The sequence below is a fragment of the Nocardioides koreensis genome, from assembly GCF_039531775.1.
In the GTDB taxonomy this organism is placed as follows: Bacteria; Actinomycetota; Actinomycetes; order Propionibacteriales; family Nocardioidaceae; genus Nocardioides; species Nocardioides koreensis.
Map to the genome: position 1 here is coordinate 192460 of NZ_BAAAQR010000008.1, position 12356 is coordinate 204815.

The 12356-nt window shown below is 73.2% G+C and carries 11 protein-coding genes; 8 read left to right on the forward strand and 3 right to left on the reverse strand.

The genetic code is table 11. The annotated features are described in order from the left end of the window. The first annotated feature begins 3 nt into the window (after positions 1 to 3). From benB to ABD268_RS14420, 5 genes are read left to right on the forward strand one after another with little or no spacing between them, the layout of a single operon-like run. Positions 4 to 546, forward strand: a complete 543-nt coding sequence (gene benB / locus ABD268_RS14400; RefSeq protein WP_344153395.1) for a benzoate 1,2-dioxygenase small subunit — start codon at positions 4 to 6, stop codon at positions 544 to 546. Positions 547 to 562: 16 nt separating this feature from the next. Beyond that, complete coding sequence (gene benC / locus ABD268_RS14405) at positions 563 to 3325, forward strand: benzoate 1,2-dioxygenase electron transfer component BenC (protein WP_344153398.1); 2763 nt, start codon at positions 563 to 565, stop codon at positions 3323 to 3325. Between the two features lie 35 nt (positions 3326 to 3360). Then, positions 3361 to 6057: a helix-turn-helix transcriptional regulator gene (locus tag ABD268_RS14410; RefSeq protein WP_344153401.1), complete on the forward strand. Its 2697-nt coding sequence runs from the start codon at positions 3361 to 3363 to the stop codon at positions 6055 to 6057. Continuing rightward, positions 6054 to 7334: a benzoate/H(+) symporter BenE family transporter gene (locus ABD268_RS14415; RefSeq protein WP_344153404.1), complete on the forward strand. Its 1281-nt coding sequence runs from the start codon at positions 6054 to 6056 to the stop codon at positions 7332 to 7334. The genes ABD268_RS14410 and ABD268_RS14415 overlap by 4 nt, the downstream gene beginning before the upstream one ends. 48 nt (positions 7335 to 7382) lie before the next feature. Further along, positions 7383 to 8111: a flavodoxin family protein gene (locus tag ABD268_RS14420; RefSeq protein WP_344153407.1), complete on the forward strand. Its 729-nt coding sequence runs from the start codon at positions 7383 to 7385 to the stop codon at positions 8109 to 8111. Positions 8112 to 8123: 12 nt separating this feature from the next. Here ABD268_RS14420 and ABD268_RS14425 read toward each other — a convergent pair whose 3' ends face one another. The 3 genes from ABD268_RS14425 to ABD268_RS14435 all read right to left on the reverse strand — a co-directional run bounded on the left by ABD268_RS14425 (position 8124) and on the right by ABD268_RS14435 (position 10409). Next, on the reverse strand, positions 8124 to 9110 hold the full coding sequence (locus tag ABD268_RS14425) for a TIGR03086 family metal-binding protein (protein WP_344153410.1): 987 nt from the start codon (positions 9108 to 9110) through the stop codon (positions 8124 to 8126). Further along, the gene (locus ABD268_RS14430; RefSeq protein WP_344153414.1) at positions 9107 to 9427 is read right to left on the reverse strand and encodes an ArsR/SmtB family transcription factor; all 321 of its coding nucleotides are present in this window, start codon (positions 9425 to 9427) and stop codon (positions 9107 to 9109) included. Before ABD268_RS14430 ends, ABD268_RS14425 begins: the two co-directional genes overlap by 4 nt. A gap of 103 nt (positions 9428 to 9530) precedes the next feature. Continuing rightward, complete coding sequence (locus ABD268_RS14435; protein WP_344153417.1) at positions 9531 to 10409, reverse strand: class I SAM-dependent methyltransferase; 879 nt, start codon at positions 10407 to 10409, stop codon at positions 9531 to 9533. Between the two features lie 62 nt (positions 10410 to 10471). Here ABD268_RS14435 and ABD268_RS14440 point away from each other — a divergent pair, with 62 nt between their 5' ends. Genes ABD268_RS14440 through ABD268_RS14450 form a run of 3 tightly spaced genes read left to right on the forward strand, consistent with a single transcriptional unit; the run spans position 10472 to position 12052 of the window. After that, positions 10472 to 11116 (forward strand): PadR family transcriptional regulator, encoded by a 645-nt coding sequence (locus ABD268_RS14440; protein WP_344153420.1) that lies wholly within the window; start codon positions 10472 to 10474, stop codon positions 11114 to 11116. Between the two features lie 13 nt (positions 11117 to 11129). Further along, complete coding sequence (locus tag ABD268_RS14445; RefSeq protein WP_344153423.1) at positions 11130 to 11717, forward strand: DNA-3-methyladenine glycosylase I; 588 nt, start codon at positions 11130 to 11132, stop codon at positions 11715 to 11717. Beyond that, the gene (locus ABD268_RS14450; protein WP_344153426.1) at positions 11714 to 12052 is read left to right on the forward strand and encodes a hypothetical protein; all 339 of its coding nucleotides are present in this window, start codon (positions 11714 to 11716) and stop codon (positions 12050 to 12052) included. Before ABD268_RS14445 ends, ABD268_RS14450 begins: the two co-directional genes overlap by 4 nt. Positions 12053 to 12356 lie beyond the last annotated feature (304 nt).

Below are 12356 nucleotides of genomic sequence, written 5' to 3' on the forward strand. Positions count from 1 at the left end.
GCCATGACGACCACCCGGACGGACACCGCGCGGGACCTGCAGCAGGCCGGCACCCGCACCATCGACCAGAACGCCGTCGAGCAGTTCCTCTACCGCGAGGCCCGCTACCTCGACGACCGCGAGTTCGAGAAGTGGCTGGGCTGCTACGCCGAGGACGTCGAGTACTGGATGCCGGCGTGGGGCGACGACGACCTGCTGACCGAGGACCCGCAGACCGACATCTCGCTCATCTACTACGGGAACAAGGGCGGCCTGGAGGACCGGGTGTTCCGGATCCGCACCGAGCGCTCCAGCGCCACGTCGATCCCGGAGCCGCGGACCAGCCACAACATCAGCAACGTCGAGGTCATCGAGCGGCGCGGCGACCTCGTCGACGTGCGCTTCAACTGGCACACGATGTACTTCCGGTACAAGACCGTCGACCCCTACTACGGCACGTCGTTCTACACGATCGACTTCTCCGGCGAGTCCCCGCTCATCCGCCGCAAGACCGTGGTGCTCAAGAACGACTACATCCACCACGTCGTCGACGTGTACCACTTCTGAGCCCAGGGGAGTCGCCATGAGCCACCAGGTCGCCCTGACGTTCGAGGACGGGGTCACGCGCTTCATCACCTGCGCCCCCGACCAGACCGTCGCCGACGCGTCGTACCGCTCCCGGATCAACATCCCCCTCGACTGCCGCGACGGGGCGTGCGGGACGTGCAAGGCCTTCTGCGAGTCCGGCGAGTACGACGGCGGCACCTACATCGAGGACGCGCTGTCCGACGACGAGGCCGCCGAGGGGTACGTGCTGCCGTGCAGCATGCGGCCCCGGTCCGACCTGGTCCTCCAGATCGCCAGCACCTCGGCGGTCGCGAAGACCCGGGCCGCGACGTACGACGCGCGCATCACCGGGCTGGACCGGCTCTCGCCCACGACGGTCGCGCTGACGCTGGAGACGCCGGCACGCGACGAGCTGGCGTTCCTGCCGGGGCAGTACGTCAACATCGCGATCCCGGGGACCGACCAGACCCGGTCCTACTCGTTCAGCAACGGCCCCGACGACAAGAGCCTCACCTTCCTGGTCAAGCTGGCCCCGGGCGGCGTGATGTCCACCTGGATCGAGGAGCGGGCCTCCGTCGGCGACGAGGTCACGTTCACCGGGCCCAACGGCAGCTTCTTCCTGCGCGAGACGGACCGGCCGGTGCTCCTGCTGGCCGGCGGCACCGGGCTGGCGCCGGTCCTGTCCATCCTGCGCAAGCTGCGGGCCGACGGCACCACCCGCCCCGTGCACCTCGTGTACGGCGCCAGCACCGACGACGACGTGGTCGAGCTGGCGACCCTGGAGGAGCTGGCCGCCTCGATCGCCACCTTCACCTGGGAGCACGTCGTCTCCGACCCCGAGAGCGTGGCCCCGAACAAGGGCTACGTGATGAGCCTGATCCGCCCCGAGCACCTCTACGACGGTGACGTCGCGGTCTACCTGTGCGGTCCGCCCCCGATGGTGGAGGCCGTGCGCGGGCACTTCGCGGACGCCGGGGTCGAGGTCACCGGCTTCTACTACGAGAAGTTCGCGCTGTCGGGTCCCGCGACGGCGCAGGAACCCGCCGCCGAGACCCCCATGCCGGCCGAGCCCGCACCGGCGGAGACGGTCCGAACCGAGCCGGAGCAGCGGTCGAGCAGTGAGCGCGGGCAGGGCCTGGGCGTCGTCGAGACCCCCGAGACCCCCGAGGCCACAGAGATCTCCGAGACCCCCGCAGCCGCCGCAGCCCCGGACGCCCGCGCCGTCGCCGGCCAGGTGGTGCTGCCCGCCTCCGAGCTGCGACCGCTGGGTGCGGGCGGCCCCACCCCGGCCCCGGCCGAGGAGGCGGCCACCGCCCGCACGCTCGCGGGTCGGTCCGTGTTCCCGGCAGGCACACGCCGGGCCGACGTCCCCGCCGCTCCGCTCGACCCCGCCGCGTCGCTCGTCGAGGCTGCCGACGCCCGCGCGGTGGCCGGGCAGGAGATGCTGCCCCGCCGCGACGTCGAGCCGCTCGTGGTCTCGACAGGCTCGACCACCGAGGGCGTGGCCGGACGGTACGAGATCGGCGAGGAGCACCCGTCGGTGCAGAAGTCCGACGCCGTCTTCGAGGCCCGGCAGGCGCTCGAGCTCGGTGCCCTCGAGCTCACCGTCGGACGCATCTCCAGCCGGCAGGTCGCCCGCTACCGGTTGCTGGCGGAGGGATGCGTGCCGTACGTCGAGGGCGACCGCTTCGTCGACGCCGCGGCGTACACCGAGACCAACGCGGCCTTCCACGACTACCTGTTCACGCTGACCGGCAACGAGCACCTGCTGCAGGCCTACCAGGCGCTCGGCGTGAAGCACCAGATGGAGGAGACGCTGCGCCATGCCACGTGGTGCCACCCCCGCTGCGCCCAGGACCACCTCGACATCGTGGCCGCCATCGAGGCCGGGGACCGCCAGGCGGCCCGGTCGCTGATCATCGAGCACGCCGAGCGGTCCAAGCAGACGATGCGCCGGGCGATGAGCGACTCGCAGGCGTCGCGGCGACCCGCGTTCGTCACCCCCGGCCGCTTCACCGACAAGGTCGTCCTCGTCACCGGCGCGGCCCAGGGCATCGGCGAGCGCACCGCGCGCCGGATCAGCGCCGAGGGTGGCGCGCTCGTGCTCGCCGACCGAGCCGACCTGGTCGCCGACCTGGCCGCCGAGCTGTCGGAGGAGGGAGCGCCGGCCGTGGCCGCGGTCGCCGACCTCGAGACCTGGGAGGGCGCGAACAGCGTCGTCCAGCGGGCGCTGGAGCGGTTCGGCCGCGTCGACGTCGCGATCCACACCGTCGGCGGCACCATCTGGGCCAAGCCCTTCGAGCACTACCCGCCGGAGCAGATCCAGGCCGAGATCAACAGGTCGCTCTTCCCCACGCTCTGGTCGTGCCGGGCGGTCGCGCCGCACCTGGTCGAGCAGGGTCGGGGCACGATCGTGAACGTCTCCTCGGTCGCCACCCGCGGCCTGAACCGGGTGCCGTACGCCGCGGCCAAGGGCGGCGTCAACGCCATCACGTCCGCGCTGGCCCTCGAGCTGGCCCCGCACGGGATCCGGGTCGTGGCCACCGCCCCCGGCGGCACCGACGCGCCCCCGCGCCGCATCCCGCGCGGCCCGTCCGCCGAGTCCGAGCAGGAGCAGCAGTGGTACCGGACCATCGTCGACCAGACCGTCGACTCCTCGTTGCTGAAGCGCTACGGCACCCTGGACGAGCAGGCCGCGGCGATCACCTTCCTTGCTTCCGACGAGGCGTCCTACATCACCGGGACGGTGCTGCCGGTGGCCGGTGGCGATCTCGGCTGAACCCGTCCGCCGCGGCCCGGGGCTACCGTGAGCCGGTGAGCCCCGCTGCCGCACCCGTCGCCCGCGACGCCGAGCTGGCCCGGCTGCAGGAGCACCTGCGGCGGGCGCACGACGAGGGTCCCCACGAGGTCGTCGTCTCCGGGCCCTCGGGCGCCGGGACCTCGACCCTGGTGGACCACCTCGCGGCCGGCCACGACGGGGTGGTGCTGCGCGCCCGGGGCGCGTCGTGGGAGGGCGGCTCGGCGTACGCCGTCCTCGCCCAGCTGCTCGGTCGACCCGTGGACGCCGCGAACCCCCTCGCGGCGGCGGCCCGCCTGACCGATGCCCTCGGCGCCGACAGCCGGGCCCCGGCGCTCGTGGTCGTTGACGACGCGGCACGGAGCGACGTCGAGTCCCTGCAGGCGCTGTCGTCGGCGGTGCACCACGCGCCGGGCGCACGGTTCCTCGTCGTCCTGGTCGAGCGGACCGGCGACACCACCGTCCCGCCGGCGACCGCGCGGCTGCTCGCGGGCGTCCGCGACCGGGTCGTCGTGCCCCCGCTCGACGCCCGCGGCGTGCGCGAGCTCGCGGCCGCCCGGGGCATCTCGCTGCACCCCTTGCTGGCCGACCGGTTGTGCGCACACACCGGCGGGCTGCCCGGCCACGTGGTCGCCCTGCTCGACGAGCTCACCCCCGCGACCTGGTCGGCCTTCGACCCGGCGCTGCCGGCCCCGGCCCGCGTCGCGGCCGAGGTGCGCGACCAGCTGGCCGTCTGCTCGGCCCCGGCCCGGGAGCTGGCGGAGGCGGTGGCCGTGCTCGGTGCCCCCACGACGCTCGCGGAGGCCGCGGCCGTCGCGAGCCTCGACGACCCGCTCACCGCCCTCGACGAGGGCGTCGCCGCCCACCTGCTGCGCTCGGTCGACGAACGCGGCACGTCGTCGGTCGAGCTCGCGACCCCGATGTCGGCGGCGGCGGTGCTCGCCACCCTCGGCCCGGCCCGCCGCGCGGCCGCGCACCGGCGCGCCGCGGACGTGGTCGCGGACCCCGGACGGCGGCTCCGGCACCTCGTCGCCGCGACGGCGCTGCCGGACCCCGGCCTCGCCGACGAGCTGGCCGCCCTGGCCGACGAGCGCGCGGCCACCGGTGCCTGGGCGGCGGCCGCCGAGCTGCTCGCGCAGGCCAGCCGGCTGACCGACGACCGGCGGCGGCGCGAGGAGCGGCTGGTCCGGGCCGCGGACGCGCTGGTCGGAGCCGGTGACGCCCTCGGTGCCTCGGCCCTGCTCCCCGAGCTCGAGAGCCTTCGGGAGACGCCCATGCGCAACGCGGTGCTCGGCTACCTCGCCGTGGTCCGCGGCCGGCCGGCGGAGGCCGAGTCACGGCTCCGGCGAGCCTGGGACCTCGTCAACGTCGAGCGCGACCCGGACGTGGCCGCCACCATCTGCCAGCGCTGGGTGCTGCACAGCCTGGCGCGGTGCCGGGGCGAGGACCTGGTGGCCTGGGCCGACCGCGCGGCCGGCCTGGTGCCGGAGGAGTCCCCGGCGGCGGTCGAGGCGGCCGCGATCCGGGGCCTGGGCGTGGCCGCGACCGGCCACCCGGCGGCGGCGCTCGCGGCGTACGAGCGGCTCGCCGAGCGGGTCGGCCACGGAGCCCAGGCCCAGCGCATCGCGATGGCCCGTGGCTGGCTGCTGCTCGAGCAGGGCGACGTGGACGCGGCGGCCGCAGCCCTCGAGTCGGCCGTGCCGACGGACTTCCTGGGGGGCTCGACCCGGATCTCGCTGTGGGCACGGGCCTGGCTGGCCCGCGCCCAGTTCGTGGCCGGTGACTGGGACGAGGCGCTCGGCACCGCGGACGACGGCCTCGACCTCGCGGACCGCTCCGGCATGCGCCTGGGCGGCCCCCTCCTGGCCTGGACCCGGGTCCAGGTCCTGAGCCTGCGCGGCGACGAGGCCGCCGCGGCCCGCACCCTGCAGGACTGGGACGCCGGGCCCCGCGACTACGAGATGATGCGGGTGCCCGCGTGCCTGGCCAGGGCGGCGTACGCCGAGGCGCAGGGCGACTACGCCGGCGTCATCCGTGCGCTCTCCCCGCTGCGGCAGCCGTGGGCCCGGGGGGCGATCGACGAGCCCGGCGCCTGGCCGTGGGTCGACGTGCTGGCCAACGCCCTCGTCATCGAGGGGCAGCTCGAGGGGGCCGAGGAGCTGCTGGTGCCGCACGAGCGGCGGGCGGCCGAGCGCGGGCACCGGACCACCCTGGCCCGGCTCGGCTACGCCCGGGGGCGCCTCCTGGGTGCGGTCGGCGACATCGGCGCGGCGCGGCGGTCCTTCGAGACCTCGCTGGAGATCCTCCAGGACCTGCCGCTGCGCCTGGACCGGGCCCGGGTGAGCTTCGCCTACGGGCAGACGCTGCGCCGGGCCGGGAAGCGGCGCGAGGCCGACGGGGTGATGACCACGGCCCGCGACATCTACGCCGCGCTGGGAGCGACGACGTACGTCGCCCGCTGCGAGCGCGAGATCCGTGCCGGCGGCTTGCACACCACCCGACTCGACCGGCACGTCGACGACCTGACCCCGCAGGAGCAGGCCGTCTCCGACCTCGTGGCGGCCGGCCTGACCAACCGGGAGGTGGCCGCCGAGCTGTTCTTGTCCACCAAGACGATCCAGTACCACCTGACCCGCGTCTACGCGAAGCTCGGGATCCGCTCCCGGGCGGAGCTCGCAGCGCTGCGCGGGCCGACCTCGGGAGCCGACTCATGACCCTCACCACCGGGGCGACCCGCCACGACGACCATCCCCGCGGGGGTCGGCTCGAGCGCCCGGCCCGGCGCCCGCCCACGGCCCGCCAGGTGCTCCGGGACCTGGGGCCTGAGCAGCTCGTCAACGGTCTGGTCGGGCTGCTCTTCTCGGTCTCCGGACCGGTCGCCGTGATCCTGTCCGTCGGTCAGCACGGGGGCCTCTCGTCCGACCTGATCGCGTCGTGGATCTTCGGCGTCTTCGTCCTCAACGGGATCCTCACCGTCGTGGCGTCCTGGGTGTACCGCCAGCCCCTCGGCTTCTTCTGGACGATCCCGGGCACGGTGGTGGTCGGGCAGGCGCTGACGTCGCTGAGCTGGCCGGAGGTCGTCGGTGCCTACCTGGTCAGTGCGGTGGTCATGCTCGCGCTGGGGCTCACCGGCTGGGTGGACCGGCTGATGCGTCTGCTGCCCATGCCGGTCGTGATGGCGATGGTGGCGGGGGTCTTCCTGCAGTTCGGGGTCGACCTGGTCCTGGCCGTCGACGAGGACCTCGCCGTCGGCGGCGCCATGGTCCTGGCCTTCCTCGTCGCGACCGCGGTGCCCCGGCTCGGCCGCCTGGTGCCGCCGATCCTGGGGGCGCTCGTGACCGGGGTGGTGGTGGTCCTGGCGGGCGGCCGGATGGATCCGGCGAGCGCTCACGGTGCCTGGCTGGCCGCCCCGGTGCTCACCGCTCCCGACCTCAGCTGGGCGGCCACCGTCCAGCTCGTCGTACCACTGGTCATCACCGTCCTCGTGGTCCAGAACGGCCAGGGGATGGCGGTGCTGCAGGGCGCCGGGCACCGGCCCCCGATGAACGCCGTGACGATCGCCTGCGGCCTGTGGTCCGTCCCCGCGGCGCTGGTCGGCGCGGTCTCGACCTGCCTGACCGGGCCCACCAACGCGTTGCTCACCGCGTCGGGCGACCGGCGGCGGCACTACACGGCGGCGATCTGGTGCGGGCTGCTGGCCATCGGCTTCGGCCTGCTGGCCCAGGGGATGGTGCGGCTGATGCTGGGGATGCCCGCGTCGTTCGTCGCCGCGCTGGGTGGTCTGGCCATGCTGCGGGCCCTGCAGGGCGCGTTCGGCGTCGCGTTCTCCGGCCGGTTCGCCCTCGGCTCGCTGGTGACGTTCCTCGTGACGCTGTCCGACGTCACCGTGCTGCACGTCGGCTCCGCCTTCTGGGGCCTGGTGGTGGGCCTGGTGGTCGCCCGGCTCGTGGAGCCGGACGACTTCCGAGCCGCGGGGACCGCGACCGGATGACCATGTTTCGGTGATGTGCGGCGGCGCGGTGGGCGCGACAGTGGGGCCATGAGCGACTCGCAGGAGATCTCCCTCGACTTCACCGGGCTCCGGGCCACGTTCCTCAACTGCACCCTCAAGCGCAGCCCCGAGCCCAGCCACACCCAGGGCCTGGTCGACGCCAGCGCCGCGATCATGCGCAAGCACGGCGTCGAGGTCGACGTGCTGCGCGTGATCGACCACGACATCGCCACCGGGGTCTATCCCGACATGCGCGAGCACGGCTGGGAGAGCGACGCCTGGCCGGAGATCTACCCCGGCATCCTCGACAGCCAGATCCTGGTGGTCGCCGGGCCGATCTGGCTGGGCGACAACTCCAGCGTCACCAAGAAGGTCATCGAGCGGATCTACTCGCTGAGCAGCCTGCTCAACGACAAGGGGCAGTACCTGTTCTACGGCCGCGTCGCCGGCTGCCTGATCACCGGCAACGAGGACGGCATCAAGCACTGCGCGCAGAACATCCTCTACAGCCTGCAGCACGTCGGCTACACGATCCCGCCCAACGCCGACGCCGGTTGGATCGGCGAGGCCGGCCCCGGCCCGTCGTACCTCGACCCGGGCAGCGGCGGTCCGGAGAACGACTTCACCAACCGCAACACCACGTTCATGACGTGGAACCTGATGCACCTCGCCCGGATGCTCACCGTGGCCGGGGGAGTCCCCGGCCACGGCAACCAGCGCTCGGAGTGGAACGCCGGGACCCGTTTCGACTGGGAGAACCCGGAGTACCGCTCCTGACCGACCGCGACGTCAGGCCGTGACGAGCGGACGTCGGCCCGTGTAGGCCGCCAGCTTCTCCATCGGGGAGGCGTCGGCGGGCGCCTCCACCTCGGGTGCGAACGCGTTGCCACCGGCGCGGGCGCCCGGCACGACCTGCTCGGCGAGGCCCAGGACGTACGCCGCGAGCTCGTCGGAGACGGTCAGCTTCTGGCCGCTGGCCTGGGCGAAGTCCCACGCGTGCAGCAGGAGCTCGAGGGAGAGGATGTTCACGGCCAGCGCGGCCGGGAAGTCGTCACCGCCGGGGCCGGGGACGACGCCCTCGAGGCCACGCGCGCGCCACGCGGTGATCGCCTGGTCGGCCATCACGGCGATCCGGTTCTCCAGCGAGCCCTCCTCGGGGTTCACCACCTCGGCGCCGGCCATCCGACCGAGGCCGGTCAACGAGCCGAAGAGGTGCTCGGCCAGGGCGTGGCAGTCGTACTCCGAGCACGGCGTGGCGTTGGTGCGGTCCTCGTCGGTGAGGTTGCGCAGCACCGGCTGGAGCACGGCCAGCGTGGCCTCGGCGCTGGTCAGCTGGTCGAGGTTCTCCGGAGCGGCGGACCACTCGTCCGGGCCAGCGTCCCCGGTGGCGGCAGCCTGCTCGAGGCGGCCCAGGAAGTGGTTCCAGCCCTCGGCGTGGCCGACCTCCTGCTCGGCGGTGAGACCCTCGTGGACGAGGGTCACGCTGGTGCCGCCCTCGCTGGGCTCGAGGGTGATCGTGACGACCGAGGAGTCGGGCGCGAGGTCGGCGCTGCCGTCCCAGCCCCAGCCGAACACGACCCGCCTGCCGGGCTCGACCTCGCGGAAGGTCCCGGAGGTGATGTGGCCGGGGGTGACGGTCCACCGGTAGTCACCGCCGGCACGCAGGTTCACCGTCGCGGAGACGGTCTGCCAGCGGCGCAGGCGCTCCGGCTCGGTGATCAGGGCGAAGGCCGCGTCGGCGTCGACGGGCAGCTGGACGGTCTTGGTGAACGTCATCGTTCTCTCTCGTTCTCTCGGTGGTGCAGGGCATGGGCGTCGGCCACGAGCAGGTCGAGCTCGTCGGTCCAGAACCGGTCGATCTCGGCCTGGAGCTGCCGCAGGCCGGACGGTCGGACCCGGTAGATCCGTTGGCGTCCGACCTTGTCGGCGTCCACCAGCCCGACCTCTGCCAGCAGCAGCAGGTGCTGGGAGATGGCGGACCGGGTGACGGTGAACTCCGCGGCGATCTCGCCGACGGTGCGCGGATGTGACGCCAGGAGCTGCAGGATGCGTCGCCGGGTCGGCTCGGCGGCAGCGGAGAGGGCGTCGGTCACACCAATACGTTAGTCGTCACTAACGCATTGTGGCAAATGAGAGCGGCCACCCGGTCCTGGGACGGGTGGCCGCATCGGTGGTGCGGGAGGTCCGCCGGCCCGCTCAGCCGGTGGGGCGTCGTGCGGTGACCAGCCAGACGGCTGAGGGGTAGACCACGCCCTCGTCGGCGAGGTGCGCGTCCACGCTGGTCCGGAGGTCGGCGAGGGCCCGGTGGCGGGCGTCCTCGTCGAGATCCTTGAGCAGGAAGCGGCTGAACCCCATGGTGCTCAGGAACCGGAACGCCGCCTCCACGGACGGCCCGAACCACATCGGGGCCTCGACGCCCTCGAGGGCGACGTCCTCGAACCCGGCGGCCGGCAGGACCGCGTGGCTCCGCGCGGGGTCGGCGTAGGAGAAGGGTCCCGGAGCGTCCGGGGGAGGGGTCGGGAGGTCCCGACCAGCGGCGAGGGCCCCGACCAGCTCGCGGAACCACTCGTTCCGCTCGACCCCCTGCCAGACCAGCACCACCAGCCGCCCGCCGGGCCGCAGCGCCCGGCCGATGTTGGTGAAGGCCGCCACGGCGTCACCGAAGAACATGGTCCCGGTGCGGCTGACGGCGAGGTCGAAGCCCGCCGGGGTGAACGGGTGGATCTGGGCGTCGGCCTGGAGGAGGTCCACGTTCGACAGTCCCGCCTCGGCGGCCCGGCGGCGGGCCCGGTCGAGCATCCGCGTCGACAGGTCGACCCCGAGCACTCTTCCGCGCGGGGCCAGGGCCGCTGCGTCGCGGGTCGTCTGCCCGTTGCCGCAGCCGATGTCGAGGACGCGGTCGCCCGGCTGGACGTCCGCGGCATCGAGGAAGGCCTGCCGGTAGTGGTGGAGGCTGTGGTCGAAGACGTACTCCTCCTCGGCCCAGAAGTCGCCGTCGGAGCCGTCCCAGGCCCGGAGGGCGTCGGCGTTGGTCGGGTCGACCGGGATCGCGTGCGTGGTCCTCACTGTGCTCATCACCTTCGAGCCCCCGCTGCTACACTCCCCTTGGGACATTCTTTACTCCCGAAGGGAGTGTCATGTCAAGGGTCGCCCGGCTCACGTCCACGTCGTACGCCGTCCTCGGCCTGCTCGCGGTCCGGCCCTGGACCACGCACGAGCTGGTGCAGCAGGTCGAGCTGAGCCTGCGCCGCATCTGGCCGCGGGCACAGAGCAAGCTCTACGAGGAGCCCAAGAAGCTGGTCGCGCACGGGTTCGCGCACGCCGAGGACGACTCCGTCGGCCGGCGCCGACGCACCCGCTACACGATCACGCCGCAGGGGCGGGAGTCGCTGGCCGGCTGGTTGCGCGACCCGGCGCAGGGGCCGGTGCTGGAGTCCGAGCAGCTGCTGAAGATCCACTTCGCCGACAGCGGCAGCAGGGCCGACGTGCTGGCCCACCTCGAGGGGATGCTGGCGTGGGCGAGAGCGGAGAACGAGGAGAACCTCGCGACCGCGCGCGCCTACCTCGTCGGCGCCGGAGGGTTCCCGCAGCGGGCCGCGCTCAACCAGCTGGTCGGCCGGTTCCTCACCGAGCACTACGCGATGGTGGCGCGCTGGGCCGAGTGGGCGATCGGCGTCGTGGAGGCCTGGCCCGACGACGTCCTCGAGGCGCCCTTCGACCCGGCCGTGCAGGAGGAGTCGGTCCGGCTGGCCGAGCAGACGGCGGCTGTCGGCGCCGGATGACAGGATGCGGCGCATGGGACCCGTGACCGGTGACGACGGCATCGACCGCTGCCCCTGGGCCGGCGGCCCAGGGGTGATGCGTGACTACCACGACCGCGAGTGGGGCAACCGGGTCCACGGCGAGGCGGCGTACCTCGAGCGGCTGACCCTGGAGGCGTTCCAGTCGGGGCTGTCGTGGTCGACGATCCTCAACAAGCGTGAGGCGTTCCGTGAGGTCTTCGCCGGCTTCGACGCCGACACCGTCGCGACGTACGACGAGGGCGACGCCGCCCGGCTGATGACAGACCCCCGCATCGTGCGCAACCGGCTCAAGATCGCGGCCGCGATCACCAATGCCCGTGCCACGGTGGCGCTGCGCGAGCAGGAGGGGCTCGAGGCGCTGGTCCTCTCCTTCCGCCCGGAGCAGCCGCCCGCGCCGGCGACCACCGAGGAGATGGCCACCACCTCCCCTGAGTCGAAGGCGCTCTCGAAGGAGCTCAAGAAGCGCGGCTTCGCGTTCGTGGGGCCGACCACGATGTTCGCGCTGATGGAGGCGATCGGGGTCTTCGACCCGCACCTCGTCGGCTGCCACCGCAGGGGTACGGCGACAATGGGCGGGTGAGCATCCCGCCCGTCCCGCCTCGCCGCAAGCACCTGATGGACCCGGCCAACCCCCGGCCGGCGACCCGCCAGTCGATGAGCATGTCCTCGGTGCAGCGGTGGGTCATGTCCGTGCTGGCCGTGACCACCATCGGGCACTTCGCGGCCGGGCTCGTGATCGCGGCCGTCTTCCTGGACCGGGGCACCGGCTCCCAGGTCGGCCTGGACGTGATCGCCGGGGTGGTCGGCGTGATGGGCGTCGCCGCCGGCTTCATGATCCACCAGAAGAGCCCGCTCACCCCGTGGCTGGTGCTGGGCCTGCTCCCCGCAGCGGTCGGGCTCTACTTCATCCTCTGACGCGCGACCCCGGGGACGTCATCCGACCTCGTCGTGGTGACGACCCAACCGTATGACGTCCCGCTGGACGTCATACGCTCCGGTCGCGGTGGTGACCAGACCGTATGACGTCCCGGGGTCAGACGCTATGGCGTGGACCGCACGTCTTCGGTGAGCGTGGGCTCCGCGTGGTTCATGCCTCGATAGTTCATGGTCAAGCCGGCGTGCGGGCCGGCGTCAACGTCGTTCATGCTCGCTGCGCTGCGCGTGCTCCACGTTGACCCCGGTCCCACCCGTCGGTTGGTGAGCATCGATCGAGGGATGA

Coding starts and splice junctions, on each gene's coding strand:
- benB (WP_344153395.1), top strand. CDS start 4: ATGACGACCACCCGGACGGACACCGCGCGGGACCTGCAGCAGGCCGGC.
- benC (WP_344153398.1), top strand. CDS start 563: ATGAGCCACCAGGTCGCCCTGACGTTCGAGGACGGGGTCACGCGCTTC.
- ABD268_RS14415 (WP_344153404.1), top strand. CDS start 6,054: ATGACCCTCACCACCGGGGCGACCCGCCACGACGACCATCCCCGCGGG.
- ABD268_RS14420 (WP_344153407.1), top strand. CDS start 7,383: ATGAGCGACTCGCAGGAGATCTCCCTCGACTTCACCGGGCTCCGGGCC.
- ABD268_RS14425 (WP_344153410.1), bottom strand. CDS start 9,110: ATGACGTTCACCAAGACCGTCCAGCTGCCCGTCGACGCCGACGCGGCC.
- ABD268_RS14435 (WP_344153417.1), bottom strand. CDS start 10,409: ATGAGCACAGTGAGGACCACGCACGCGATCCCGGTCGACCCGACCAAC.
- ABD268_RS14440 (WP_344153420.1), top strand. CDS start 10,472: ATGTCAAGGGTCGCCCGGCTCACGTCCACGTCGTACGCCGTCCTCGGC.
- ABD268_RS14445 (WP_344153423.1), top strand. CDS start 11,130: ATGGGACCCGTGACCGGTGACGACGGCATCGACCGCTGCCCCTGGGCC.